The sequence below is a fragment of the Streptomyces sp. NPDC006235 genome, from assembly GCF_040613735.1.
Lineage (GTDB): Bacteria > Actinomycetota > Actinomycetes > Streptomycetales > Streptomycetaceae > Streptomyces.
In genome coordinates this window covers 78,179-103,905 of sequence record NZ_JBEXSR010000006.1, presented here as the reverse complement: position 1 = coordinate 103,905, position 25,727 = coordinate 78,179, and the positions used below count along the sequence as shown (strand labels likewise).

The following is a 25,727-nucleotide window of genomic DNA, read 5'->3' as shown; positions in this document are numbered from 1 at the left end:
ACGGGCGTGCCGGGGTGCACGCCGGATGAGAACAGGGAGCCCCGGACAGTTGCCGAGGCTCCCCGCCGCACTGCACACCGCTGCCGCTCAGGCCGTCAAGGGTGTCCAGGCGCAACCGGCGTGCGTCCGCGGCTGGTCGCTACTCGCAGTACGTCTCGCAATGCGCTGGTCAGTTGGGCAGCGAGAAGGTTCAGCTCCTCCGGTCCTCGGTCTCGTCGTCGAGTACCTGACGCGAGTGCTCCAGCAGTTGGGACGCCATGCCGAGTTGGTAGGCCTCGATGTGATCCGCTAGGCGGGAGACGTAGCCGCCTTGGTCATCGGTGCTCAAGTAGCACGGTTTGCCGTCCGGCCCTGCCCACGGGAGAAGTCTCAGTTCGTCATGTGCCGTCATCCCCGTGTGCCCCTCTCGGTGATCTCGGCGGCGTGAACCGCATGGCCGCGATCGGTGTCACCGTCAGCCATGCCGTGGAACAGCCCGAGCCACGACAGGCGACCGCCGAGGAAGCCTCACTTCTGGGCATCCAGAAGGCCGCCCTCGTCACGCACATTCGGCGGACGTACGACAGCGACGACGGGCGGCCCGTGGAGACGGCGGACATCGTGGTCCCCGCGGCTCACTGCGAGATCGTTTACGAGATCCCGATCAACCGATAGGCGCAGGTCCTACGAGGACACACAAGGTCATCTGCCGACGTCTCCGCTGACGGCAGTGACGGCAGCGCTGACGGCAACGACGGAAGACGACAGCGGAGCCCAGCGGCCCGGGACGGCGGCAGGACGAGGTCATCAGACCGGCCCACCACACTGTGCCCGCACCTTCTAAGCGCTTGGCCGCAGGTTCGAGTCCTGCCGGGGCGCAAGTCTCCGCCCTCCCATCGGGAGGGCGTTTTCGCGTTCGCCCCCCTGTTGGTCGGGGCACGTTTGCACCGCGACGTGTCGTGGAAGAAGCCGTACGGCGCAGCGGTGGCCGGGTGACGGGGGCAGGCTTCCCACGTCACCACCCGAGCGCGATCATGATCCCTGAAACCGAACCGTGGGCCGAACCACGGGCTGTGAAGGGGGCATGCCATGCGGCTGCGCTGCGCTGTGCTGGACGATTTTCAGAAGGTGGCGACCGAAATCGCCGACTGGTCGGTGATCTCAGACGACGTGGAGGTCGTGTCCTTCGACCGGCACATCTACGGCGAGGAGGCCCTGGCCGCCGCCCTGGCCGACGTCGACATCGTGGTGACCCTGCGCGAGCGGGTGCCGTTCCCCGGGTCGCTGATCGCCCGGCTGCCCCGGCTGAAGCTGCTCGTCGCGTCCGGCATGCGCAACTCGGTCATCGACTACGCGGCCGCCGAGGCGCACGGTGTCACGGTGTGCGGCACGGCCAGTTCCTCCACCCCGCCCGTCGAACTGACCTGGGCACTGCTGCTCGGCCTCGCCCGCGGCATCGTCGAGGAGAGCGGCGCCCTGCGCTCCGGCGGCCCCTGGCAGAGCACGGTCGGCGCCGACCTGCACGGCCGGCGCCTCGGGCTCCTCGGTCTGGGGAAGATCGGCAGCCGCGTCGCACAGATCGGCCTCGCCTTCGGCATGGAGGTCCACGCCTGGAGCCAGAACCTCACCCGCGAGCGCGCCGACCACGTCGGCGTGGAACTCGCTCCCTCCCAGGCCGACTTGCTCGCGAACAGCGACTTCGTCTCGGTCCACCTCGCCCTGAGCGACCGCACCCGCGGCCTTCTCGGGCCCGCCGAACTCGCCCTCCTGAAGCCGACCGCCTATCTGGTCAACACCTCGCGTGCGGCGATCGTCGACCAGGACGCTCTGCTCGGCGCCCTGCGCTCGGGCCGTATCGCGGGCGCCGGCGTCGATGTCTTCGACGTCGAACCCCTCCCGGCCGACCACCCGATGCGCACGGCCCCCCGTCTCCTCGCCACGCCGCACCTCGGCTACGTCTCCCGGGCCAACTACGCGACGTACTACGGCCAGGCGGTCGAGAACATCCGGGCCTTTCTGGATGGTTCACCCGTACGGCTTCTGGCGCCCCGCTGAGGTGTGTGGCCTGGTGACCTCCGCCCGGCGGTCACGGCCCCTGCGTCGGCGGCTGCAACCGGCCAGGGGTTCGCAAAGGTCCCGTCGTCCGCCCGGTGCGGCGAGAGCGGGGGTCCCCCTGCTCGAAGAGCTTCGGGAGGTGCCGGGCTCGCAGGGCAGGCGGGGCTTGCGGACACCCCTTGGTCCGCGCGGTACGCGCCCACGGACCTCGCCGTGTCGATCGCGTGCTGCGCGCAAGCAGCCGCACCTCTACACGGCTCGTACGGACTACGCGTACCGGTAGATCCGGCTTTGGTCCTCCAACTCGTCCGGTGTGACGTCCCACGGCGGCATCTTCTGGTGCCGCGCGATGACTCGGCCGCGTTGTGCGTCCCCTCGGGCGAGCGGCTTCGCGGGGAGATAGCGGGCGCCCGGGTGCCGCCGCTGCCAGCGGAACCAGAGAAGATCCACGAAGGCGTGGTGAAACCAGAAGACGGGGTCGTTGACGGATGCGCCGCCCGTCATGTGGCCGCCGACCCAACGGTGGACCCGGTTGTGGGTGCGCCACGAAGCGGGGCCCCGCCCGGGCCCCCACCCCTCCACCTTGTTGCGGAACCCTTTGGCCGATGCGGAGTTCCACGGTGCCGTGTCGTAGACGGGATCGTTGAGGACCCCCTCCAGGTCCTTGGCCGTGGGCAGCGTGATCGGGTCCCGGGGACGGCCCAGGTCCCGCATGAGGAACTCCGTGTCGGTGATCCCCACCTTGATCGTCCACTTGCCGTTGCGGTGGGCGAAGGGGCCGGACATCACCTGCCGGTCGGAACGCCGCCCGGTGCCGCCGAGCAGGTCATCGGTCCACGGTACGGCCGTCCGCCTGCGGTTGCGCGTCCAGTCCCAGTACGGCAGGGTCACCGACTCGTCCACGCGGCGCAGTGCGTTCTCCAGGTCCAGCAGGAACCTGCGGTGCCAGGGCAGGAAGGAAGGTGCCATGTGGGCGGCGCGCAGGCCACCCTCGCCGTCGGGGGCGTAGAACGCGATGTGGGTACGCACAAACTCGTCGTACTCGCCGCGTCGCTTGAGCTCCAGCAGCGCGTTGACAAGCCGGCGCCGTTCGGACCGGGTGAGCGTGCTGATGTCCTTACGCGTGTACACCATGGCGATGCTCCCCCTCGGCGTTCCCGTTCCCCGTACGGCTGTCCTCCGTGCGGCGGCTCCGCTCTCCCGGCGTGCCCAGCCGTGCGCCGGGGCCGAGTTCGTCGACGGCGGCGCGCGCGGCGGCGAGCGGGGTCGCGTACGACTGGTAGTGGTCGACCATGCTCATCCAGCTGCCGTCCGCCCGGCGCATCAGATGCAACGGCCGCCCGTCCACGGTGACGTGCCACGCGCTCGGGCCGCCCTCCCCGGGCCGCCCGGCGTCGTACCTGACACCTGCGATGCGGCGCCCCTGGTACGTCTCGTCGAACCGTTCCCCGTCTCCGGCCGGTCCCGGCGCCTTCCCCTCCGATCCCGACGCCTTCGGGGTCGTTCCCGACGCCACCAGGATGGGGGCGAGAGCCGCCGTGAACGCCGATGCGAACAGCCCCCACAGCACACGGCGTCGCACCGTAGACCTGGCGTGGTGGACGGCGGGCGACTTCGCGGGGTGCGCGGAGCCGGCAGCCGCGGGCGCGACCGTCGTGGGCGCCGCGGGGCGCGCTGGTTGTGACTGTGGTGGTTTGCCGGTTCGCAATGCCTGCCTCCTCCTCGCCTTGAAAAGGCGGTTCGCGTGACACACGCTCGACGGGCCGATCCCATGCGCGGTGGGATCGGCGCGGGAATCCCGCTCAGCCCTGCGCCTTCAGTCCCGGAGACAGTCGAGCGCTCTCGTGGCCGAGGGCGTTCTCGGTTCCCTTGAGGGTGCTGGCCAGGAAATCCTTGTTCTCCGTATCGAGCGCTTCCGGCCGGTGGTTCCGCCAGCCACTGGTCAACATGCTTCCTGACGTCGGTCGCGTCTCCGGTGAGGCCGACGGCCTTGAGCGGGAATCACTTCACCGCCTTCAACGAGCCCCGGATCGAGTGGAAACCCCCGCACTCAGAAAATGCGGCGGCCCACACCGAAGGTCACCCGAATGAGGGGCATGTCTTATCCGCCTTCCTGTCCTCGCATTTGCGGGAGAAAGGCATGGTCCAGCCGCCAAAACACGTCGTACCGGCCCGCCGCACGGCAACTCCGGCTGGTGCGCCACATGTCCGTCGACTGCGACGTCGTGACGCTCACCAACCCCGGCCCGGTCGCCGAGAGTCTGACGGCGGACCCGTCCGCCCTGCCCCGTCTGGTCCGCCTGATCCCGACACGCGGACGGACCAGGGATGGGTCGGCCTGGGGGCCGGGAAAGCACTCGGGTGCCGGACGTGGTACGTCCGGCACCCGGAGCAGAGCACTACCGACGGTACGCAGCCCTGCCTCGTCGGTACAGGACCACACCGCTCGTCAGCAGCAGCGCCGCGGCCCCCGATGCCGCGATGGCCTGCTTGTCGAGGCCGGTGTCGGGGAGGTGGGGCGGCTCCCCCGGGACGGGCGGCTTCGCCGGGGGCTCGGAGTGCCGAGGCGGCTCCTTGGTCGGCGGAGTCGTGGCAGGAGGCGACGATGTGGGTGGCTTCGTCACCGGCGGCTTCGTGGACGGCGTGTCGCCGTAGCCGCCGTCGTCGCCGTAGCCGCCGTCCTTGCCGTAGCCGCCGTCCTTGCCGTAGCCGCCGTCCTTGCCGTAGCCGCCGTCCTTGCCGTACCCGCTGTCCTTGCCGTACCCGCTGTCCTTCCCGTAGCCACTGTCCTTCCCGTAGCCACTGTCCTTGCCGTAGCCACTGTCCTTCCCGTAGCCACTGTCCTTGCCGTAACCGCCGTCCTTGCCGTAACCGCTGTGATGACCAGAGCCGGTGTCCTCACCGTAACCATCGTCATGACGCGAGCCGGCATCCTCATCACTGCCTGCATCCTCGCCGTAGCCACCGTCCTGGCCGGAGCTGGTGACCTCACTGCCGGTGGCCTCACCGGATCCAGTGGCCTCACCACTGTCGGCGGCCTCACCACTGCCAATGGCCTCATCGGAACCGGCGGCCTCACCACTGCCAGTGGCCTCACCGGGACCGGCGGCCTCACCACTGCCGCTGGCCTCAGCACTCTCGGTGGCCTCACCACTGCCGGCGGCCTCACCACTGCCAGTGGCCTCACCACTCTCGGCGGCCTCACCACTGCCAGTGGCCTCACCGGAGCCGACGGCCTCACCGCTGCCGCCATCTTCGCCATAGCCACCGTCGGCCTCGGCCCCGACCTCGTCGCCGTACCCGCTGTCACTACTGGGGGCACTACTGGGAGCGCTACTGGGAGCGCTGCTGGGGGCGCTGTCACCGTCCCCACTGTCACTGACGGAACCGGGCACATCGACATCGACGCGGTCGGTGTTGTTGTCGAGGCCACCGGGCCCGCGGTCCTCGCTCTGGGCAGCGACGTGCGGAATGGCTGACGATCCGCGCAGGTTCGGGCCGCTGGTGAAGGAGCTCCCGACGGGCGGGGCGGTCGCGGCACTCATGTCGCTGGACTTGTCAGAGGCGCTGACGGACATGTCGGCGTGCGAGTCCGCGAACGCCGTGATGCCGTACAGGGGCAGGATGCTCGTCGCGGCGGCAGCCACGACCATTCCCCTACTCAGGTTCTTTCGCAATCTAGTCGTCTTCCTGTTCGAAGAAAAGGGGAAACCACAGGCCGGAATCGCGCGGGATTGCGTGCATCAGATCACACGCATCGCGTCAGCGATTCCTTCTCTTCTTGCGGCTGCGACCTGGGACGGCTTCTCGCCTCCCGTAGTTCCGCCTCCGCTGGATCTTCCGGCTGGTCCAGTAATGAGAACCGGTGAAGTGCCAGTATCGACAGTCCGAGCACCGGTAGATGCGGTCGGGGATTTTCTCTAACAACGGCTGCTTGATCAGCCAGAGCCTCGCCTCGGATTCGGTACGGAACGACGCTTTCCCGGTTTCCGGACATCGCGGCAGGATAATCGTATCAGTCATATTCCCTCCGAGGCGCGATGCTACTCGCATCCCTCTGGGTGTAACTGATACTGCATCGGCAGGAAACCCTCCATCAAGTAGGTGACACCCTTCCGGACGAGCAGTCATTGAATTTAATCCGAACGGCCCTGTACGGCGACTGATATGAATTTCACTGATCGGACGATGCTCGGGACGACTTCACCATCTGCGTCACCCAGCGGGCATGCGTTCGAACACGTTGGCCGAGCCCACCGGCCACGGAAAAGAAAGAGCGGCCATCGGATTGGATGGCCGCAGCCGACATGGCGCCGGCTCATCAGCGACTGTCATATCACCGGTGACGTGACGTCACGTTGATCAATAGCTGTGAAACGGAAAGCGTCTCTCTCTCGGCGGATCGGGATGCCACTTCATCCGCCCGTAGAGAAAGACGCTTTCAGTCGGGCCCCGATCCCGAAGGGATCCACGGCAAAGGCTCTGACCGCGCCGAACTGTAGTCGAACGATCAAAGCCAGGGCCCAGAAGGACTCAGGCCGTTCAGACCGCGGGGAGCGTGGCCGTGGCCGTGGCCGTGGCCGTGTTGGTGTTGGTGTTGGAGTTGGTGTTGGAGTTGTTGTTCTCGTTGACGATGATGATGTTGTCAACGCTGTCGTCGTCGTCCCCGTCCCAGCAGGAGGCGCTGGCAGCCGAGGCGGAACCCGCGAGGAGGGCCACCGCGGCGAGGGCCGACGCAGCACCCAGCTTCATGCTCTTGCGCATTTGAATCTCCATTCTGATTCTTCCCCACTGGAAGAACGGAACCGATACTGCCGCGACACCGAAGGTCACACAACTTGGAATCACCCAAGGGCGGGGAGTTCATCCATATGGCCCTGTACTACAGGTGACAGTGCTTGCCGAGTGCGCAGACCACATCTGGTCGGCCGCCCAAGGAGCAATGACCGACGAGCCAGAGAGGTAAACCGATCAGCAGCGGGCCCCGCTGGGAAGGTCCAACACCTGACAGCCGGGCCGCGCGCAACCTCGCCCCAGTGGGCGAGGTCACGAACCTGTTGCTCCGCCTCAGATCCTGCACCTGCCCTCCTGGGTATCAAAAGGGCCGACCGCCATAGGCGGTCGGCCCTAGATTCTAGGCACCTAATATTCTTAGATGCCTTCGGGAAGATGTGATCGGGCGTGCAGACCCTGCAACACTCGTGCGCTGCCCAGCCATGAATTACCGGAGTTATGGCACGGCACAACCCGGCTTCAGAGAGCTCAGCCCACCCCGTCACTACCCCGGAAACCGCCGAGCAGCGAAATGCGCGGCTCAACGCCGCGCATTCGCCGTAGTTTGCGGCCGCTCGAGTGGAGCGCCTCTCCCTCGGCGGATGAGGTTGTCCCCTCATCCGCCCGCCAGGGAAAGACGCTTCCAGGTCGGGTCACGATCCCCCAAGAGAATCGGGTGACCGCCGGACTGGAATCGAACGATCGCAAGCCGGCCCTCTAGGGCTCAGCCCATATCAGAGGCCGATGACGCCCAGGAGGGTGGGCGCGACGGCCTGCTGCGGAGCGGCGGCCGCCGGGGCCGCAGCCGCCGCACCGTCAACCCCGTCGTCGGGGACCGTCACGGTGGCGGAAGCGGTGGCGGTGGCGTCGTTGTCGTTGGTGTTCGTGTTCGCATTGTCGTTGTTGTTCTCGTTGACAATGACGATGCCCGACTCGTCGCTCACCGGCACGTCCTCGACGGCGCTGGCAGCAGAGGCGGAACCCGCGAGGAGGGCCACCGCCGCGAGGGTCCCCGCAGCACCCCGCTTCATGGTCTTGCGCATTTGATATCTCCGTTCTGTTTCTTCCCGGTTGGAAGAACGACACCGATATTGCCTCAACGCGGAAGCGGGCACCACTTGGAATGCCTGTGGCTGCGAAACTTCATCCACATGGCCCTCTGGGGGCAGGTAATATGAAGTGCGAGATCCCCAGGTCATGCCCTATCCAGGGCCCAACGGAGTAACGGCACACCGGCTGCGCAACAGAGTTGAATCACCGTTCATTTCGAACCACCGACCGAATGTACGCTCGATGGAGAGACCTTGGGTCGTGGTCCCGGCATCGGGCCGATGCCTCGAGTTGCGACCGAATCGCCGTCGGCGAGGGCGGTTATCCGTAGTGCTCCGGAAAGGCCAAATCCCCCCGTTAGCAAGGCACTCACAGTTCCGGACGAATGGAGGAGGTTCGTTCTCAACTCGTCGGCCTGGACCTGGAGTGCCGGACGCGGACAACAGCACGCGCAGCGCCTCGCGTTGCCCACGGCTTCAGGGCCTGGATGGCTGGCTCGGTGGCCAGGGCCTCACCGTGCGCAGATGGCTCGAGCATGTCCGTCTTGCGTCTCCGTGGACCGGCAGGCGCTTTGCGCGGCAGACGTCGACGCCGCGTCCACCAGCGCCCTCAAGAAGACGACGGGAGCAGCGCTGCAGCTGCCGATTCCTCGAGTGCCCAGTAGCGGTTCTTCGCGGCCCTGCAGGAGGGCCGCCAGAGATCTTCGAGGACGCGGTCATGTGGTACCGCGATGGCTTGCGTGGCCTGCGCTGTGCGGCGGGATGAGGGAGTGGTGGCCCGGCGGTGCCCGCTGCGAGCTCGGTGCGAGTGAACTGCACCTGGCAGGAACGGCGTTGGCTGTCAGCCCGTCCGTCGTCGGCGGGCGGCCGGTGCTGGATTTGGCGAGGATCGCCGACGTAGTGCGCCACCGGTTCGACGTCGAGTGCGTCCCGGGCCGGGCTGGATCTCATGCTGCACCGCATCGGCTGGAGCGTGCAGGCCCGTCCCGCAGGGCCGCCGAGCGCGACGAGCAGAAGATCGCCGCCGGAAGGACGCACAGCGGCCTGCACCAAGCGAGTGCTGGAGTTCCCGCTGGACGGCGAGCGCACCGGCCATGCCGGCTAGGAGAAGCAGGATCCGACCGGGAGAACGGGCCGCTCCACGGTACCTCTCAGGGTTCGTGGACGCGTCGCCAACGAAACCGCAACCGTCTGCCCGGTGCGGGAGGAGGAGGGGCCGGTCGAGAGGGTGCCGCCGGAGACGTACGGCAGGTCGTGTACAGCAGGTCGTGTACGGCGTTGGAGACGGCGCCGTGTTGTCACACTCGTGTGCTCTTCGGGCCGAAATGCCCTACTCGCACGGCAGGGCGCCAGTCCACAGGGTGGCGAGCCGACCCCCGACCGAGACGACGCCGGGCATCCATTTGATCGCGAGCCACGTGCGAGGTCTTGAGCTCAACTGCAGGGCGGGGCCGGGGGGCCGCAGACGGCTGCGGCCACTGCAGGAGGGGCGACTTCGGCGGTGATGGCCTCGTGGCACGCGCGGAGTTCGACTCCGCTTCCAGGTCCGTCCCGGTGCCGGGGCATGACCGGCGATGTTCCGCGGTGGTCGCCGTCCACCCGGACCCTGCGGATCACGAATGGGCGGCGACCGTATCCGTCAGACTGCTGCCGGCGAGGGAGTGCCGTCAGCAGTCGCCGATCTGGGTGCTCGCACCGTCGGTCTTCAGCGTGGCGCAGACCCCCGTGGTTCTGGGCAAGGTGGCGGTGAAGGTCCCTTCGACACCGGCCTCAACGGTCTTCTGGGCGCTCACACTCACACCGCCGTCGCCATCGGTGATGTGCACACTCACGGTCCGCTCCTGGTCACAGGTGACGCCGATGCGGACGGCGGTGATCACCTTGCTGCTGACCGTGCTGAGGCTGACGCCGCAGGGGAAGTCCTGCTGGGCAGCGGCCTGCGCGGGCGCGGCGGCGACGATCGGTCCGGAAGCCAGCAACACGGTGGCCGCCGAACGGAGCATGCGATGAGGCATTGGTTCTCCAGGGTGTCAATCGTGCGACCGCCCTTGGGCGGTCGGCCTTTCAATCGCGGCGCCCAAATTTCCCTTAAGCGCCATTCGGGGTAGATGTGACCATGGTTCGCACTATGCCCGCAACACGGCGCACTTCCATCTGATGACCCCAATCCGCCACTCGGGTGGACCGTGGTTCGTGCCCCCGCGTCTGCCTGTACGGGAGCGTCAGCTTCCGTACACTGCGCAGGTTTCGGCCGCCTACGCCGCCGTCGTCACCTCGTGACCGTCTGGACCTTGTGCCGCCGCTGCCACCACTTGAGGCGGCGCACCAGAAGGGAACGACGGGCAGGACGGTCTGCGCCCTGATGCGTGTCGTCTGCATACGCGCGCAGAATTCACCGGTACGTGGCTTTTGGTGCGCATTCAGGGTGAAAAGTGCTGATCGAGCAGTTCTGTGATGAACCGTCCGGCCATCATACGATCAGCAGCTTTAGCGAGCAGCGTCACAGGTCCCCCGAGGAAGGTTCTTCAGGATGCAAGAGAAGTTCACCGCCCGTCGGCGGATCGTCGCGGCGATCGTCGCGACGGCCGCGACCGCCGCGATCGGGTGCGGTAACGCCCTGCCCGCCCATGCCGATCCGGCCACCGCAAGGATTCTGGACGAGGGTTCGGCCGACTCCATCGACGGCAGCTACATCGTCGTTCTAAAGGATTCCGCCGGGTTCAAGGCGAAATCGCCGGAAGGAGAGCTCTTCGCATCCAAGTACGGCGCCACGGTGGATCAGACCTACGACGCCGCGCTCAATGGCTACGCGATCCGTATCGGCGCCTCCGGAGCGAGGAGTCTGGCGGAGGACCCGGCCGTCGAGTTCGTCGAGCAGGACAAGAAGGTCCACCTCGACGCAACCCAGATCAGCCCGCCGTGGAACCTGGACCGGATCGACCAGGCCCTCCCTCAGCGCAACCTGGCGTACACCTATCCGGACACGGCGGGCGGTTCCGCGACCGTGTACGTGATCGACACCGGTGTACGCATCACTCACACGGAGATCGCCGGGCGCGCCAGACACGGCTATGACTTTGTCGACCGTGATGCCATCGCGTCCGACGGCAACGGTCACGGAACGCACGTCGCCACCACGGTCGCCGGCAGGACGTACGGCGTGGCCAAACGCACCAGGATCGTGTCGGTTCGGGTGCTGAACAACAGCGGGGCCGGCACCCTCGCCAACGTCGTCGCGGGCGTCGACTGGGTCACCTCGCGCCGCGTCGGGCCCGCGGTCGCCAACATGTCGCTGGGCGCCGGCGCCAGCACGGCGCTGGACACCGCGGTGAGGAACTCCATCACCTCCGGTGTCACCTATGCGGTGGCCGCCGGCAACTCCAACGCGAATGCCGCCTACTACTCACCCGCCCGGGTGGGCCCTGCCCTCACCGTGGGAGCCAGCACCTGGGTTGACGACAGGTCCAATTTCTCAAACTACGGTTCCGTGCTCGATATGTTCGCCCCCGGCTCGTCGATCACCGCCGGCTGGCACACCAGCGACACTGCGTCGGCCACGCTCTCCGGCACCTCGATGGCGGCTCCCCATGTCGCGGGAGCCGCGGCCGTCTACCTCACCTCGCACCCCACCGCCAGTCCGGCGACCGTGCGCGGCGCACTCGTCAACGGGGCCACGACCGGAGTCCTGAGCAACATCGGAACCGGTTCACCCAACAGGCTCCTCAGACTCGTACCCTGACGAGCTTGTGCCCAGGTTGGCGGTGAGGCGTCGAGGTGGGCGGCTCGCGTTCACCCTGGCGGGCGTGGGTGATGTCCGCGCAGCTTCCAGACCGGGTCTGTCCTTACGAACACGGCCGTTCAGCGAACCGCCCGGCAGGGGACTTTGGAGTCGCGCTCCATCGAAGACGTGCTGTCCCCGGGCCCTGTCGCCCCCACTGCGCGGCGTCGGTGGCGGCGACCAGACCCGTGATTGTCATCTGGACCGGCCACCACCGCGAAGACGGGCTCCAACGGTCCGCGCTCCGCACACCGGACACCGCCGCCGCGTGGCGGCCCGGGCCACGAGGGTGCCCAGGGCCTGCTGGAGAGCCGTTTCCACGGCTGTGGGAACAAACAGCGTTCCCACACCGTCGGGCGGAACCAGCCAGCGGAGACGCCCTAAGGCCCGGTGCGGCGCGGGTACCGTGACCCATGCGCCTTGGCCCAGGTATCGGACATCCGTGCCGACCCAGCGGCCTGCGGGATCCGGTGGCAGGAAGAAGCCCACTCTGCGGGCGACTGCGTCCGCCAGTACGGGGCCGGGCGCCTGCGGAATGCGTAAGAGGGCATCCAGGGCCAGCGCACCCAATTCCTCCGGCACACTCAGCACATCCCAGAACCGTCCGCAGGGCAGCACTGCGACGCCGCTTTCTTCGTGCCACTGCCGTTCGCAGTCAAGCGGATCGGTCTCGGCGGCGGCGAGCCACTCCGTGGCCTGCCTCCTGATGGTTCGCATGAGGTCCCTCCGGATCCATTGGAAACGGTGTTTCCCCCCGTGCCACCCAGGCTGGTCAGGCCCGGCCCGTTCATGATGATGGATTTCTCAATTACGCGGAAGGGGTGGCGTACCCTGGCGAATTTCCTCCGAAGTGCTCGATATCGAACTCTGCATTCCCCTGGGTTCTGAAAATCGCCCAACAATATGAACGTTCATTCTCGGTCGGTGCGCTTCAGACGCCACGCCGTGTCGATCGCCTCCGCGAGGCGGTGTATCTCCGTGTCCTGCGTGCGGTCCGCCAAGTCGTCGGCGCGCTCGGCGAGTTCTCCGAGCCGCGGGGCACCCGGCAGCAAGGGGTCGTCGTGGCGCAGGGCGTCGGCGAAGTAGGCGGCCGTCGCGGTGACCTGGAAGGAGCGGTTCGCGCTGCGGACGGAGTCGTCGAGGGCGCCCGTCTCCAGGTCGCCGGTCTCCTCGTGCGGGGCGCGGGTGCCGGGGTCGAGCCAGCGGACGGTGGCGGTGGCGAGGTGGCCCTCGGCGCCGGGCTCGGTGCGGACGGCGTACAGCGCGGTGACGGTGTGGCCGGGGCCGACCTCGCCGCCGTCGACGCGGTCGTCGCGGAAGTCCTCGTCGGCGACCCGGCGGTTGTCGTAGCCGACCAGGCGGAACTCCTCGACGGTCTCCGGGTCGAAGGCGACCTGGGCCTTGGCGTCGCGGGCGGTGAGGTCGATGTTGCGCGGGAGCTCCTCGCAGAAGACCTTGCGGGCCTCGGCGGTGCCGGACACGTACACGGTGTGGCCGTCGCCCTTGTCGGCGAGGCGTTCCATCAGGGCGTCGCCGTAGTCGCTGCCGACGCCGACGCCGAAGAGGGTGATGCCGTGCTCGCGGCGCTCGCCGGAGATCCGCTCCAGGATCGTGTCGGCGTCGGTGTCGCCGGTGTTGGCGAGGGCGTCGGAGACGAGGACGACCCGGTTGGTCGCGCCCTCGCGCAGGCCCTCGACGGCCGTCTCGTAGCCGGTCTCGACGCCCGCGCCGAGGTTGGTGGAGTCGCGGGTCTCCAGCTCGGAGATGACGTCGTGGATCTCGTCGCGGTTGCCGTCGAGGCGGGTCATGGGCAGGAGGGTCTCGGCCTCGTCGCTGAAGGTGACGATCGCGACCGAGTCGTCGTCGCGCAGCCGGTCCGTCATCACCGAGAGGGACTCCTGGGCGAGGTCCAGGCGGCCCGGTTCGGCCATGGAACCCGAGACGTCGATGACGAAGGTGAGGGCCGCGGGCAGGCGTTCGCCGGTGCGTTCGGTGGTGCGGGTGGCCAGGCCCACGCGGACCAGGGACCAGTCCTCGTCGTCGGTGCGGGCGCCGTCGACGGTGACCGAGAAGCCGTCGCCGTCGGGGCGTTCGTAGTCCTGGCGGAAGCTGTTGACGAACTCCTCGGGGCGGACCGTCGACGGGTCGGGGAGCCGGCCGTCGGCCAGGGCGCGGCGGGCGTAGTCGTAGGAGGCGGTGTCGACGTCGAGGGCGAAGGTCGAGAGGTGGTCGGGATCTTCTCGGCGGTCGTCGTCCTGCTCGCTGGTGCCCTGGCTCTGGGCGGGCGCGGGCAGACCCGAGATGTCGCGGTCGGCGGCCTTGCTGCCCTCGCTGCTGTCGCCTCCCCCACTGCACGCGGTGAGCAGCAGCCCGCCCGCCGCTGTGAGCGCCAGCAGCAGCTTGCGTGTCCGGTACCGCCCGTACGGCTTCATCGTCCGTGCCCCCTGGGTCCGTTGGCGTCGGCTTTCTTGCGACTGTGACGGCGCAGGGGGCCGGAACGTGCGGTACGGGGGGTTGCGGAAGCGTCTCGAAGCGGCCACGGGGACCGGTCTTCGAGACCGGTGGGTGATCCTCCGTTGACCTAGGAGACGACGTCCTTGCGGGCGAAACCGCGGAAGGCCAGGGCGAACAGCACGAGCGCGTACGTTACGGAAATCGACGTGCCCTGGATCATGTCCGTCCAGTGCAACTGCGGCTGGACGGCGTCGAGCCAGGCGTACTGCCAGTGCGCGGGCAGGAAGTGCCGCCAGTCGCCGAGGGCCGTCACCTCGTCGAGGACGCTGCCGATGATGGTCAGGAACACCGCGCCGCCGACCGCGCCCAGCGGTGCGTCCGTCCGGGTCGACAGCCAGAACGCGAGGGCCGCGGTGACCAGTTGGGACACCATGATGTACGCGACGACGATCAGAATGCGCACGGCGGCGGTGTCGGTGGGCAGGGTGCCGCCGGTGGGCAGCTCGAGCGGGCCCCAGCCGTAGGCGGCCGTGCCGACGACGAGGGCGACGATCGGGAGCAGGACCAGCGCGGCCAGGCTCAGGCTGAGTCCGACGGCGAGCTTGGACCACAACAGCCGGGCCCGCGGTACGGGGGCCGCGAGCAGGTAGCGCAGGGACGACCAGCTGGCCTCCGAGGCGACCGTGTCGCCGCAGAACAGGGCGACGGGGATGACGAGGAGGAAGCCGGCGGCGGAGAAGAGGTTGACGGCGGCGAAGTTGGCGCCGGAGGCCGTCGCCGTGTCCATGAGGTTGACGCGGTTGTTGTTGCCGCCCGGGTCGCCGCCGACCTGGAAGGCGATGAGCAGGATGATCGGCAGGGCGAACAGGACGCCGCCCATGACCATCGTGCGGCGCCGCTTCAGCTGCCGGACCAGCTCGACGCGGAAGGGCAGGGTGCGGCCCGCGCGGTAGCCGTCGGCGACCTCGACGGGCTCGGCCCGCTCGGCGAGCTTGCTCATGCTTCGGCTCCGATCAGGGTGAGGAAAGCGTCCTCCAGGCGGCGGTGCGGGCCGACCGACCGCACGGGCACGTCCAGCCGCACGAGTTCGGCGACCAGGCGCTGCGGGGTGCCGTCGGCGTCGAGCTGGACCAGCAGCCCTTCCTCGACGGGCACGGCCGAGGCGACGCCCGGCAGCGCGGCGACCTTCTCGACGACGGGCTCGTCCACGGGCGTGGCCGTGCCCACCAGGAGGGTGTCGCCCGAGCCGACGATGTCCTCGACGGGGCCCGCCTGGACGAGCTGCCCGTGGTCCATGACGACCAGGTGCGTGCAGGTCTGCTCGACCTCCGCGAGGAGGTGGCTGGAGACGATGACCGTGCGCCCTGCCGCGGCGTAGCGGATCATCACCTCGCGCATCTCGCGGATCTGGGGCGGGTCGAGACCGTTGGTCGGTTCGTCGAGGATGAGCAGGTCCGGCATGCCGAGCATGGCCTGAGCGATGGCCAGGCGCTGGCGCATGCCCTGGGAGTAGGTGCGCACCGCGCGGGCGAGCGCGTCGCCGAGGCCCGCGATCTGAAGGGCCTCCTCCATGTGCGCGTCCTCGGCCGGGCGGCCGGTGGCGCGCCAGTACAGCTCCAGGTTCTCCCGGCCGGACAGGTGCGGCAGGAAGCCCGCGCCCTCGACGAAGGCGCCGACCCGGGACAGGACCGGGGCGCCCGGGCTGATGGCGTGGCCGAAGACGCGGACCTCGCCGCCGTCCGGCTTGATCAGGCCCATCAGCATGCGCAGGGTCGTGGTCTTGCCGGCGCCGTTCGGGCCGAGCAGGCCGAGCACCTGGCCCTTCTCCACGCGGAAGGACAGATCCTTGACGGCGTACCGGTCGGGGGACTTGGCGTACCGCTTGGTCAGGTCCGTGATCTGGAGGGGTACGTCGGCCAGTTCGGGGTCCGGCGGCGCGGGTGCGGCCGTGCGGCGGCGTCCCGTGATGATCAGCGCCAGGGCGATCGCGGCGCCGGCGAGCGGCATCCACCACACCCAGGCGGGCAGCGGGCCCTGCGCGTTGCTCTCGCCGAGCGCCGACGGGACCAACAGGTCGCCCTTGAGGGAGACGGTGTACGTGGCCGGGGTCGCCGGGGAGGCGTAGCCGAGGTCCGTCGAGGCGAGGACCAGGCGCAGCCGGTGGCCGTCGTCGACCTCGTGGTCGATCGCCGGGAGGGTGATGGTGACGTCCTTGCCGGCCTTGGCGCCCTCGACCCTGATGGGCGTGACGAGCTGGGAGGGCAGCACCGGCTGGGTGCGGCCCGGGCCGACGTCGTAGACCTTGGCGAAGAGCACGGCGTCGTCGCTGGTGGACTTCACGTGGACGGTGGCCGTCGGGGAGCCGGTGATCTGGACGTCCTCCCGGAAGGGGGCCGACTCGAACGCGGCGAACTGGCCGGGGAAGTCGAGGGAGACCCCGACGCCGAGGGTGGAGAGCTGGCTGAGGCCGCCCGCGCCGCCGAGGCCGGGCAGGGCGGAGACGCCGGGCGGGCTGGCGCCGGGCGGGTTGTCGAAGCTCTGCTCGCGGCCGGTCAGGGCGATGGAGCGCGGCTTGCTCTCCAGGCCGGGGTAGCGGTCCGAGGTCACGCCGGTCAGGCGGGGTTCACCGTCGCCGGAGCCGAGGCCGAGGGTGCGGGTGACGCGGAAGGCGGGGCCGGTGTCGGCGCCCTTGTCGTCCTTCAGGTAGCGGTCGAACCAGCTCTGCACGCGGCCCTGGACGCGGCTCGTCTCCATGTCGCCGCCGTCGTGGCCGCCGGCGATCCAGTCGACGTCGACGGGGGCTCCGTTGGCGCGGATCGCCTTCGCTGCCTGGTCGGCCTGGCCGAGCGGGAAGAGGGAGTCGGACTGGCCCTGCATCAGCAGCGTCGGCACCTTGATGTCCTTGCCGACGGCGGAGGGCGAACGCTCGTCGAGCATCTTGCGCGCCTCGGCGTCCGGTTTGCCCGACTCCGCGACCCGCTCGTACATCCGGCACAGCGCGGGCTCGAACCGCTCGCAGCCGCCGCCGGAGTTGACGAAGATGCCGGCCCACAGCTTCTTGAACACGCCGTTCGGGAACAGCGCGTCGGCGAGGTTCCAGTACGTGATGGCCGGGGCGATGGCGTCCACCCGGGGGTCGTGTCCCGCCGCGAGCAGCGCGATCGCGCCGCCGTAGGAGGCACCGGCCATGCCCACGCGGGGGTCGCCGGGCTTGTCGAGTTCGACCTGGGGCTGCTTCGCGAGCCAGTCGATGAGCTTCGAGACGTCGGCGACCTCGCCCTCGGGGTCGTTCAGCCCGATCTTGCCGTTGGACTTGCCGAAGCCGCGTGCCGACCAGGTCAGCACCGCGTAACCGTCTCTGGCGAGATCCTCGGCCTGCTGCCGTACGTCGTTCTTGCTGCCGCCGAAGCCGTGGCCGAGCAGGACGGCGGGACGGCGGCCGTCGCCGCCGGAGGTGAAGTACGAGGTGTCGATCCGCACTCCGTTCCCCGTGTCCAGGACCCGGTCGGCACGGTCGACCGGGGGCACCTCGTCGGACGCCACGGCCGTCCACGTCCCCGCGCCCGCGAGCACGACGACGGCGGCCCCGGCGGCGAGGAGCCTCCGGGGCCTCCGAAGCAGCCCGTTCAGTCCGGGCAGTCGAAGATCCATGCGTCAACGGTACGGGGTCAACCTGTCGATGAGTTGTCGACCGGAGACCGAAGTGCAAGGCCTTCCAGGGGTGTACACGGAGTTTCGGCGTACTGCGGGTGGTGTACGGGGTGGAGCTCGGGCCGTCCGGTGAGTGGCCGTCTGCGGGTCCGTTGAGGCTTGCCGCGCAGTTCCCCGCGCCCCTGAGCCGTCAGTGGTTGCGCGGGAAGCCCAGGTCCACGCCCGCCGGGGCGTCGGCCGGGTCGGGCCAGCGGGTGGTGACGACCTTGCCTCGCGTGTAGAAGTGCGTGCCGTCGTTGCCGTAGATGTGGTGGTCGCCGAAGAGGGAGTCCTTCCAGCCGCCGAAGGAGTGGTAGCCCACGGGGACCGGGATGGGGACGTTCACGCCGACCATGCCGGCCTCGACCTCCAGCTGGAAGCGGCGTGCCGCGCCGCCGTCCCGGGTGAAGATCGCGGTGCCGTTGCCGAACGGCGAGGCGTTGATCAGGTCCAGGGCCTCCTCATAGGTCTCCGTGCGCAGCACGCACAGGACCGGGCCGAAGATCTCGTCCTGGTAGGCCTTCGCCGACGTGGGCACCTTGTCGAGCAGCGAGATGCCGATCCAGTGGCCGTTCTCGAAGCCGTCCACGGAGTAGCCGGTGCCGTCGAGGACCACCTCGGCGCCCTCGGCCGCCGCGCCCTCGACGTAGGAGGCCACCTTGTCGCGGTGGACCTTGGTGATCAGCGGGCCCATCTCGGAGGTGGGGTCGTTGCCGGGGCCGATCTTGATCTTCTCGGCGCGCTCGCGGATCTTCTCCACCAGTTCGTCGCCGATCGCGCCGACCGCGACGACCGCCGAGATGGCCATGCAGCGCTCGCCCGCCGAGCCGTAGGCGGCGGACACGGCGGCGTCGGCGGCGGCGTCCAGGTCGGCGTCCGGGAGGACCAGCATGTGGTTCTTGGCGCCGCCGAGCGCCTGGACGCGCTTGCCGTTGGCGGAGGCGGTGGTGTGGATGTAGCGGGCGATCGGGGTCGAGCCGACGAAGGAGACGGCCTTGACGTCCGGGTGCTCCAGCAGGCGGTCGACGGCCACCTTGTCGCCGTGGACGACGTTGAAGACACCGTCCGGCAGGCCCGCCTCGGCGAGCAGCTCGGCGAGCTTGACCGACGCCGACGGGTCCTTCTCGGACGGCTTCAGCACGAACGTGTTGCCGCACGCGATGGCGAGGGGGAACATCCACATCGGCACCATCGCCGGGAAGTTGAACGGCGTGATGCCCGCGACGACGCCGAGCGGCTGGCGGAGCGAGGACACGTCCACGCGGCTCGCCACCTGCGTGGACAGCTCGCCCTTCAGCTGGACGCTGATGCCGCAGGCCAGGTCGACGATCTCCAGGCCGCGCGCCACCTCGCCGAGCGCGTCGGAGTGCACCTTGCCGTGCTCGGCGGTGATCAGCTCCGCGATCGCGTCCCGGTTGGCGTCCAGCAGCGCGCGGAACTTGAAGAGGATGGACGTGCGCTGGGCCAGGGAGGACTGGCCCCAGGTGGCGAAGGCCTCCTTGGCGGCGGCGACCGCCGCGTCCACCTCGTCGACCGAGGCGAACGCGACCTTCGTCGTCACCTCGCCGGTCGCCGGATCGGTCACCGGCCCGTGGGTGCCCGAGGCGCCTTCGACGGTCTTGCCGCCGATCCAGTGGTTGACGATCTTCGTCATGGCCGGGAACTCCTTCACAGATGGCGGCGTCGGGTGGAGACGTGCCGTTCGTACAGCTCGCGTGCCTTGACCGCGGACGGCCGTGTCGCGGTCTCGGCCACGGGTACATCCCACCAGGCCTGCGCGGGAGGCGCGCCCGACACTGTGTCTGCCGTTTGGGTCTCCACGTAGACACATGTGGGAGTGTCGGCGGCCCGGGCCTCGGCGAGCGCCGCCTCGAGGTCCCGCACGGTCTTCGCGCGCAGTACGCGCATGCCGAGGCTGGCCGCGTTCGCGGCGAGGTCCACCGGTAGCGGCGGCCCCGTGTACGTGCCGTCCTCGGACGGGAAGCGGTAGGCGGTGCCGAACCGCTCGCCGCCCACCGACTCGGACAGCCCGCCGATGGACGCGTAGCCGTGGTTCTGGATGATCAGGACCTTGATCGCGACGCCCTCCTGCACGGCCGTCACGATCTCCGTCGGCATCATGAGGTACGTGCCGTCGCCGACCAGCGCCCACACGGGACGGTCGGGGGCGGCCATCTTCACGCCGATGGCAGCCGGGATCTCGTAGCCCATGCAGGAGTAGCCGTACTCCAGGTGGTACTGGTCGCGGGACCGGGTCCGCCACAGCTTGTGCAGGTCGCCGGGGAGGGAACCGGCGGCGTTGATGAGGATGTCCGACTCGTCGACCAGGGCGTCCAGGACGCCGAGGACCTGCGGCTGGGTCGGGCGGGTGTCCGGCTCGTCCACCTCGTAGCAGGCGTCGACGCGCTGCTCCCAGCGCTCCTTGTCCTCGGTGTACTCGGTGGCGTACAGCGGCGCGACCCGGTGGCCGTGCATCTCCAGCCGCTCGGTCAGCTCCTCCAGGCCGGTGCGGGCGTCCGCGACCAGGGGCTGCCCGGCGAGCTTGTGGCCGTCGAAGGAGGCGATGTTGAGGTTGAGGAACCGGACGTTCTCGCCGGTGAAGAGGGTGCCGGAGGCGGTGGTGAAGTCGGTGTAGCGGGTGCCGACGCCGATCACCAGGTCGGCGGTGCGGGCGAGTTCGTCCGCGGTGGCGGTGCCGGTGTGGCCGATGCCGCCGACGTCCTGGGGGTGGTCGTGGCGCAGGGAGCCCTTGCCGGCCTGGGTGGAGGCGACCGGGATGCCGGTGGTCTCGGCGAACTCGGCGAGCGCCTCCTCGGCGCGGCTGTGGTGGACGCCGCCGCCGGCGACGACCAGGGGCCTCTTCGCCGCGCGGATGATCCGTACCGCCTCGGCGAGCTCCGCCGGGTCGGCGCCGGGACGCCGTACGGTCCAGGTGCGCTCGGCGAAGAACTCGTCGGGCCAGTCGTACGCCTCGGCCTGCACGTCCTGGGGCAGCGCGAGGGTGACGGCGCCGGTCTCGACGGGGTCGGTGAGCACCCGCATCGCGTTCAGCGCCGACGGGATCAGCGCCTCCGGGCGTGTGATCCGGTCGAAGTACTTCGACACCGGGCGCAGACAGTCGTTGACCGACACGTCGCCCGCGTACGGCACCTCCAGTTGCTGGAGGACCGGGTCGGCGGGGCGGGTGGCGAAGATGTCGCCGGGCAGCAGCAGCACCGGCAGGTGGTTGATGGTCGCCAGGGCGGCACCGGTGACGAGGTTGGTGGCGCCCGGGCCGATGGAGGTCGTCACCGCGTGCGTGGAGAGGCGGTTGGACTGCCGCGCGTAACCGACCGCGGCGTGCACCATGGCCTGTTCGTTGCGGCCCTGGTGGTACGGCATCGCGTCGGTGTGTTCCAGGAGCGCCTGGCCGATGCCGGCGACGTTGCCGTGGCCGAAGATGCCCCAGGTGGCGCCGATGAGCCGCTGCCGTACGCCGTCGCGTTCGGTGTACTGGGCGGCCAGGAAGCGTACGAGCGCCTGAGCGACCGTCAGCCTCGTCGTCGAGGTCATCGGTATCCCCCTACCTGTGGATGGTCACGGATACGCAGTGGCCGGCGCGGGTGTTCACCGCCGGGAGCCTGGGGGACCTCCGGCGCGGGGCCGTAGCGGGCGGGGAGTTGTCGCTCGCACTTCGCTCCTGCCAAAGCAAAGCGGCCTCCCGCGCCGGAGGCGATCTGGGCCCGGGCGTCACACACGCCCGGGAGGGGCGGCACGATCCGCACGCCGGTCGTGGTGCCCTCGGGGATGTACGGCTCACTGCTCATGAAGCGGCCCTCACAGCAGTCCTACGGCGGTGTCCACGGCGGCGGCCACATCGCCGTCCGCCGGGTACAGCAGCGAACGGCCGACCACCAGCCCGCGCACGGTGGGCAGTTGGAGAGCGCCGCGCCACTTCTCGTACGCCCCGTCCTGGTCCTCGCCCACCTCGCCGCCCAGCAGTACGGCGGGCAGCGTGGAGGCGGCCATGACCTCGGCCATGTCGTCGGGGTTGTCGGTGACCGGCACCTTGAGCCACGTGTAGGCCGAAGTGCCGCCCAGGCCCGAGGCGATGGCGATGGACCGGGTGACGGCCTCGGCGGACAGGTCGTTGCGCAGCCGGCCCGTCGCGTCGCGGCGGGAGATGAACGGCTCGACGAAGACGGGGAGCCGGCGGGCCGCCATGTCGTCGATGGCGCGGGCGGTGGACTCCAGGGTGGTGAGGGAGCCCGGGTCGTCGTAGTCGATGCGCAGGAGCAGCTTGCCCGCGTCGAAGCCGAGGCGCTCGATGTCCTCGGGGCGGTGGCCGGTGAAGCGGTCGTCGAGTTCGAAGCGCGCTCCCTGGAGGCCGCCGCGGTTCATCGAGCCCAGGACGACCTTGCCGTCGAGGGCGCCGAGCAGGAGCAGGTCGTCGAGGATGTCGGCGGTGGCGAGGACGCCGTCCACGCCCGGGCGGGACAGCGCCAGGCAGAGGCGTTCGAGCAGGTCGGCGCGGTTGGCCATGGCCATGCTGCGGCCGCCGACGCCGAGCGCGCCGCGGGCCGGGTGGTCGGCGGCGACGATCATCAGCCGGCCGTTGTCGTTCAGCAGGGGCCGGCGGGGGCGGCGGGCGGCGGCCTCGGCGATCGCCTCCGGGCGGTGGCTGCGGAGGCGGACGAGTTCGGAGATGTCGACGCTCACTTGACGGCCCCCGCGGTGACGGCCGTCTCGATCTCGTCCGGGGTGGGCATCGCGGACGAGCACTCCAGGCGGGAGGCGACGATGGCACCGGCGGCGTTGGCGTGCCGCATGGTCTTCTCCAGGTCCCAGCCGGCCAGGAGGCCGTGGACCAGGGAGCCACCGAAGGCGTCTCCGGCGCCGAGACCGTTGAGGACGTTCACCGGCAACGGCGGGACCTCGGCGCTCTCACCGTCACGGTTCACGGCCAGGACACCCTTCGGGCCCTGCTTGACGACGGCCAGTTCGACACCGGCGTCCAGGAGCGCCCGGGCGGCGGCGTGCGGCTCGCGCACGCCCGTGGCGACCTCCACCTCGTCGAGGTTGCCGACGGCGACGGTGGTGTGGCGCAGGGCCTCTTGGTAGAAGGGGCGCGCCGTGTCGGGGTCGCTCCAGAACATCGGGCGCCAGTCGAGGTCGAAGACCGTCGTGCCGGACTTGGCGCGGTGGGCGAGGGCCGCGAGGGTCGCCGTACGGCTCGGCTCCTCGCTCAGGCCCGTGCCCGTGACCCAGAAGACGCGGGCGTCGCGGATGGCGTCCAGGTCCAGCTCGTGGGCGTCGATCTCCAGGTCGGGGGCCTTGGGCTGCCGGTAGAAGTACAGCGGGAAGTCGTCCGGCGGGAAGACCTCGCAGAACGTGACCGGGGTGGGCAGGCCGGGGACCGGGGTGACCCAGCGGTCGTCCACGCCGAAGCCCTTCAGGGCCTCGTGCAGGTAGGTGCCGAAGGGGTCGTCGCCGGTGCGGGTGATCACCGCCGTGCGCCGGCCCAGGCGGGCGGCGGCCACCGCGACGTTCGTGGCCGAGCCGCCGAGGAACTTGCCGAAGGAGGTGACCTGCGGCAGCGGGACGCCCGTCTGGAGCGGATACAGATCCACTCCGATGCGCCCCATGGTGATCAGGTCGTACGCCATCGGTTTCCCCTCGGGTGTCGGCTCTCCCCGGCTTTGTAGTCCCCTTCCCGAAGCCCTGTCAATGTTTTGTCCGGACATTCGGACCAGATCATGACAGCGCTTTCCGGTGTCGTGCGCAGGTGTCCGCTGTGTGCGCCCCTCGTTTCTCCAGTCTTCGCCTGATGCCGCGTCAAGGCACCCCGCCGGAGCTCCGGTGAGCGCGTGTGCCCCGGTTGTGTCACAAACGCCCCCTTCCTGTCACAGGTGTCCCGGGTACGCGGACCTTCCGTCACACCCGGCACACATGGCCTGCCCTGTGTCACGGAGTGTCGTTGACCGGACACAGGCTTGTTGATCGCCAGCGCAGCGCCCGGCTCCCCCGGACGGCCGCCCCGGCCGCCGCCGTGGTGCGCGCGGGGAGGTGCACGTCATGACCGACCGAAGGCTCTGGTCCTACAAGGAGATCGCGGCACACATCCGGGTGCAGCCGGACACCGTGCGGTCCTACCGCAAGCACGGACTGCTGCCGCCACCCGACCACGTCGAGAGCGGCAAGCCCTACTGGTACGCCGACACGGTCCGGGCCTGGGTGGCGTCCCGGCCCGGCAACCGCGGCCGAAGAGCCGACTGACCTTCCCGGCCCGACCCCGTGCCCCACCGCCGCGTGGGGCACGGCTTTCTCCGGGGGAAGGTCAGCGCCACGGCTCGATGACCGTCGCGCCCGCCGGTGGCGCCGTCCCCATCGCCGCCAGGGCGGGCGGGGCCTCGTCCAGCGGGATCGTGGACGTCACCAGCAGATCGGGGCGCAGGACACCGCTGCGGACCAGCTCCAGCATCGGCGGGTAGCCGTGCGCGGCCATGCCGTGGCTGCCGAGGAGTTCCAGCTCCAGGGCTGTCGCACGGGCCATCGGCACGGGTGTCGTACCGGTCGGCGAGGGCAGCAGGCCGACCTGGACGTGCCGGCCGCGGCGGCGCAGGCCGTTCACGGAGGCTGCGCAGGTGGCGGGGGAACCGAGGGCGTCCAGGGAGAGATGGGCTCCGCCGCCGGTGAGGTCACGGACCGCCGCCGCGGGGTCCGGCACGGCCGACGCGTCCAGGCACTGCGCCGCCCCGAACGTCCGCGCCAGGTCCAGCGCCCGGGCCGACACGTCGACGGCCACGACCCGCGCGCCCGACGCCGCCGCGATCATCACCGCGGAGAGACCGACACCGCCGCAGCCGTGCACCGCCACCCACTCCCCCGCCGCGACCCGGCCCTGCCGCACCACCGCCCGGTACGCCGTGGCGAACCGGCAGCCCAGGGAGGCCGCCGTCGCGAAGGGCAGCTCCCCGGGGAGCGCCACGAGGTTGACGTCGGCGTGGTCCAGGGCCACGTACTGGGCGAAGGAGCCCCAGTGCGAGAAGCCGGGCTGGGTCTGCCGCTCGCACACCTGGTGGTCGCCCGCCGCGCAGGACGGGCAGGTGCCGCAGGCGCAGACGAACGGCACGGTGACCCGGTCGCCGGGCCGCCAGCGGGTCACGCGGTCGCCCACCGTCTCGACGACCCCGGCGAGTTCATGCCCGGGCACATGCGGCAGCACGATGCCCGGATCATGGCCCTGCCAGCCGTGCCAGTCGCTGCGGCACAGCCCCGTGGCCTCGACCCGCACGACGACCCCGTGCTCCGCGGGCTCCGGATCGGCGACGTCCCGCACCTCGGCCGGCTCCCCGAACCGCTCGAACACGACCGCCCGCATGATCCACCCGCCCTTCCGTTCGCGCCCGGATCGCCGGTGGTCCTCGCGGCCCGGGCAGTCAGCGTCTCGGGGAACGCTAGCCCGTGCCGTGCGGGCCTCTGCCGTGCGGGCCCGTGCCGTCCGCGTCGACCTGCGGTGACCCGGGTCGAGGAGGTGGTCGCCGGGGGCGTCGTGAAACTGATACCCCCTAGGGGTACAGTGGGTACGCGGACCCCAAGGGTCCCCATTGCCCCACACACCTCGACGAGGAGTAACGAGATGACCGCCCAGACCGACACCACGGGCCCCGTCACCACCGTCTACAAGGTGAGCGGCATGAGCTGCGGGCACTGCGAGGGCGCCGTTTCCGGCGAGATCTCCCAGATCTCCGGCGTCAGCTCCGTGACGGCCGTCGCCTCGACCGGCGAGGTCACCGTCGTCTCCGCCTCCCCGCTCGACGACGAGGCCGTGCGCGCGGCCGTCGACGAGGCCGGTTTCGAGCTGGCCGGCCGGGCCTGAGACACCCCGACCCTGGCACTCGTACCGACGTAAGGGCCGTACGCCGCCACCCCCGGCCCGTACGGCCCGTCCCGTTTCCCGGGCGCACCGC

18 protein-coding genes and 3 pseudogenes are annotated in these 25,727 nt (G+C 69.9%); 5 read left to right on the top strand and 16 right to left on the bottom strand.

Annotated elements, in window-relative coordinates:
* Positions 1-95 precede the first annotated feature (95 nt).
* A pseudogene (locus ABZ192_RS09745) lies at positions 96-391 on the bottom strand (hypothetical protein).
* Positions 392-423: 32 nt separating this feature from the next.
* On the opposite strand from ABZ192_RS09745, the pseudogene ABZ192_RS09740 reads away from it, so the two are divergent.
* Positions 424-654, top strand: a pseudogene (locus ABZ192_RS09740) (UTRA domain-containing protein); the annotation flags it as partial.
* A gap of 414 nt (positions 655-1,068) precedes the next feature.
* Complete coding sequence (locus ABZ192_RS09735; protein ID WP_356923983.1) at positions 1,069-2,034, top strand: D-2-hydroxyacid dehydrogenase family protein; 966 nt, start codon at positions 1,069-1,071, stop codon at positions 2,032-2,034.
* Between the two features lie 267 nt (positions 2,035-2,301).
* On the opposite strand, the gene ABZ192_RS09730 is transcribed toward ABZ192_RS09735, so the two are convergent.
* The 6 genes from ABZ192_RS09730 to ABZ192_RS09705 form a co-directional block, all read right to left on the bottom strand.
* Positions 2,302-3,168, bottom strand: coding sequence for a tyrosinase family protein (locus ABZ192_RS09730; RefSeq protein WP_356923982.1), 867 nt, complete (start codon positions 3,166-3,168; stop codon positions 2,302-2,304).
* Positions 3,152-3,616, bottom strand: a complete 465-nt coding sequence (locus tag ABZ192_RS09725; RefSeq protein ID WP_356923981.1) for a tyrosinase family oxidase copper chaperone — start codon at positions 3,614-3,616, stop codon at positions 3,152-3,154. Before ABZ192_RS09725 ends, ABZ192_RS09730 begins: the two co-directional genes overlap by 17 nt.
* Before the next feature lie 817 nt (positions 3,617-4,433).
* Positions 4,434-5,681, bottom strand: coding sequence for an LPXTG cell wall anchor domain-containing protein (locus ABZ192_RS09720; RefSeq protein ID WP_356924189.1), 1,248 nt, complete (start codon positions 5,679-5,681; stop codon positions 4,434-4,436).
* 895 nt (positions 5,682-6,576) lie between these two features.
* Positions 6,577-6,798, bottom strand: a complete 222-nt coding sequence (locus ABZ192_RS09715; RefSeq protein WP_356923980.1) for a hypothetical protein — start codon at positions 6,796-6,798, stop codon at positions 6,577-6,579.
* Positions 6,799-7,541: 743 nt separating this feature from the next.
* A complete protein-coding gene (locus ABZ192_RS09710; protein WP_356923979.1) occupies positions 7,542-7,850 on the bottom strand; it encodes a hypothetical protein in 309 nt (102 codons plus the stop codon).
* 1,673 nt (positions 7,851-9,523) lie between these two features.
* Positions 9,524-9,871 (bottom strand): hypothetical protein, encoded by a 348-nt coding sequence (locus ABZ192_RS09705; protein ID WP_356923978.1) that lies wholly within the window; start codon positions 9,869-9,871, stop codon positions 9,524-9,526.
* Between the two features lie 515 nt (positions 9,872-10,386).
* Here ABZ192_RS09705 and ABZ192_RS09700 point away from each other — a divergent pair.
* Entirely contained in the window at positions 10,387-11,595 is a 1,209-nt protein-coding gene (locus ABZ192_RS09700) for a S8 family peptidase (protein ID WP_356923977.1), read from the top strand.
* A 950-nt stretch (positions 11,596-12,545) separates the two neighbouring features.
* Here ABZ192_RS09700 and ABZ192_RS09695 read toward each other — a convergent pair.
* The 8 genes and pseudogenes from ABZ192_RS09695 to iolC form a co-directional block, all read right to left on the bottom strand.
* A complete protein-coding gene (locus ABZ192_RS09695) occupies positions 12,546-14,066 on the bottom strand; it encodes a von Willebrand factor type A domain-containing protein (RefSeq protein WP_356923976.1) in 1,521 nt (506 codons plus the stop codon).
* A gap of 149 nt (positions 14,067-14,215) precedes the next feature.
* Complete coding sequence (locus ABZ192_RS09690; RefSeq protein ID WP_356923975.1) at positions 14,216-15,088, bottom strand: ABC transporter permease; 873 nt, start codon at positions 15,086-15,088, stop codon at positions 14,216-14,218.
* Positions 15,085-17,739: a CocE/NonD family hydrolase gene (locus ABZ192_RS09685; RefSeq protein ID WP_356923974.1), complete on the bottom strand. Its 2,655-nt coding sequence runs from the start codon at positions 17,737-17,739 to the stop codon at positions 15,085-15,087. The genes ABZ192_RS09690 and ABZ192_RS09685 overlap by 4 nt, the downstream gene beginning before the upstream one ends.
* A gap of 190 nt (positions 17,740-17,929) precedes the next feature.
* Entirely contained in the window at positions 17,930-19,432 is a 1,503-nt protein-coding gene (mmsA, locus tag ABZ192_RS09680) for a CoA-acylating methylmalonate-semialdehyde dehydrogenase (RefSeq protein ID WP_356923973.1), read from the bottom strand.
* A 14-nt stretch (positions 19,433-19,446) separates the two neighbouring features.
* Positions 19,447-21,330: a 3D-(3,5/4)-trihydroxycyclohexane-1,2-dione acylhydrolase (decyclizing) gene (iolD, locus tag ABZ192_RS09675; RefSeq protein ID WP_356923972.1), complete on the bottom strand. Its 1,884-nt coding sequence runs from the start codon at positions 21,328-21,330 to the stop codon at positions 19,447-19,449.
* A 71-nt stretch (positions 21,331-21,401) separates the two neighbouring features.
* Positions 21,402-21,509: pseudogene (locus tag ABZ192_RS09670) on the bottom strand (5-deoxy-glucuronate isomerase); the annotation flags it as partial.
* Positions 21,510-21,594: 85 nt separating this feature from the next.
* A complete protein-coding gene (locus ABZ192_RS09665) occupies positions 21,595-22,476 on the bottom strand; it encodes a deoxyribose-phosphate aldolase (RefSeq protein ID WP_356923971.1) in 882 nt (293 codons plus the stop codon).
* Positions 22,473-23,423 carry a 5-dehydro-2-deoxygluconokinase gene (gene iolC, locus ABZ192_RS09660; RefSeq protein ID WP_356923970.1) on the bottom strand — a complete coding sequence of 317 codons (951 nt, stop codon included), beginning with the start codon at positions 23,421-23,423 and terminating at the stop codon, positions 22,473-22,475. The genes ABZ192_RS09665 and iolC overlap by 4 nt, the downstream gene beginning before the upstream one ends.
* Before the next feature lie 409 nt (positions 23,424-23,832).
* Here iolC and ABZ192_RS09655 point away from each other — a divergent pair, with 409 nt between their 5' ends.
* A complete protein-coding gene (locus tag ABZ192_RS09655) occupies positions 23,833-24,033 on the top strand; it encodes a MerR family transcriptional regulator (RefSeq protein ID WP_031130605.1) in 201 nt (66 codons plus the stop codon).
* Positions 24,034-24,094: 61 nt separating this feature from the next.
* Here the strand turns inward: ABZ192_RS09655 and ABZ192_RS09650 are convergent, their stop codons facing one another.
* Positions 24,095-25,138, bottom strand: coding sequence for a zinc-dependent alcohol dehydrogenase family protein (locus ABZ192_RS09650; protein ID WP_356923969.1), 1,044 nt, complete (start codon positions 25,136-25,138; stop codon positions 24,095-24,097).
* A gap of 258 nt (positions 25,139-25,396) precedes the next feature.
* On the opposite strand from ABZ192_RS09650, the gene ABZ192_RS09645 reads away from it, so the two are divergent.
* Positions 25,397-25,636 (top strand): heavy-metal-associated domain-containing protein, encoded by a 240-nt coding sequence (locus tag ABZ192_RS09645; protein ID WP_086603693.1) that lies wholly within the window; start codon positions 25,397-25,399, stop codon positions 25,634-25,636.
* Positions 25,637-25,727 lie beyond the last annotated feature (91 nt).

Excerpts from the sequence above, each read along its gene's own strand:
- ABZ192_RS09735 (WP_356923983.1), top strand. The coding sequence starts at position 1,069 with ATGCGGCTGCGCTGCGCTGTGCTGGACGATTTTCAGAAGGTGGCGACC.
- ABZ192_RS09730 (WP_356923982.1), bottom strand. The coding sequence starts at position 3,168 with ATGGTGTACACGCGTAAGGACATCAGCACGCTCACCCGGTCCGAACGG.
- ABZ192_RS09715 (WP_356923980.1), bottom strand. The coding sequence starts at position 6,798 with ATGCGCAAGAGCATGAAGCTGGGTGCTGCGTCGGCCCTCGCCGCGGTG.
- ABZ192_RS09710 (WP_356923979.1), bottom strand. The coding sequence starts at position 7,850 with ATGCGCAAGACCATGAAGCGGGGTGCTGCGGGGACCCTCGCGGCGGTG.
- ABZ192_RS09705 (WP_356923978.1), bottom strand. The coding sequence starts at position 9,871 with ATGCCTCATCGCATGCTCCGTTCGGCGGCCACCGTGTTGCTGGCTTCC.
- ABZ192_RS09700 (WP_356923977.1), top strand. The coding sequence starts at position 10,387 with ATGCAAGAGAAGTTCACCGCCCGTCGGCGGATCGTCGCGGCGATCGTC.
- ABZ192_RS09695 (WP_356923976.1), bottom strand. The coding sequence starts at position 14,066 with ATGAAGCCGTACGGGCGGTACCGGACACGCAAGCTGCTGCTGGCGCTC.
- ABZ192_RS09690 (WP_356923975.1), bottom strand. The coding sequence starts at position 15,088 with ATGAGCAAGCTCGCCGAGCGGGCCGAGCCCGTCGAGGTCGCCGACGGC.
- ABZ192_RS09685 (WP_356923974.1), bottom strand. The coding sequence starts at position 17,739 with ATGGATCTTCGACTGCCCGGACTGAACGGGCTGCTTCGGAGGCCCCGG.
- mmsA (WP_356923973.1), bottom strand. The coding sequence starts at position 19,432 with ATGACGAAGATCGTCAACCACTGGATCGGCGGCAAGACCGTCGAAGGC.
- iolD (WP_356923972.1), bottom strand. The coding sequence starts at position 21,330 with ATGACCTCGACGACGAGGCTGACGGTCGCTCAGGCGCTCGTACGCTTC.
- iolC (WP_356923970.1), bottom strand. The coding sequence starts at position 23,423 with ATGGCGTACGACCTGATCACCATGGGGCGCATCGGAGTGGATCTGTAT.
- ABZ192_RS09655 (WP_031130605.1), top strand. The coding sequence starts at position 23,833 with ATGACCGACCGAAGGCTCTGGTCCTACAAGGAGATCGCGGCACACATC.
- ABZ192_RS09650 (WP_356923969.1), bottom strand. The coding sequence starts at position 25,138 with ATGCGGGCGGTCGTGTTCGAGCGGTTCGGGGAGCCGGCCGAGGTGCGG.
- ABZ192_RS09645 (WP_086603693.1), top strand. The coding sequence starts at position 25,397 with ATGACCGCCCAGACCGACACCACGGGCCCCGTCACCACCGTCTACAAG.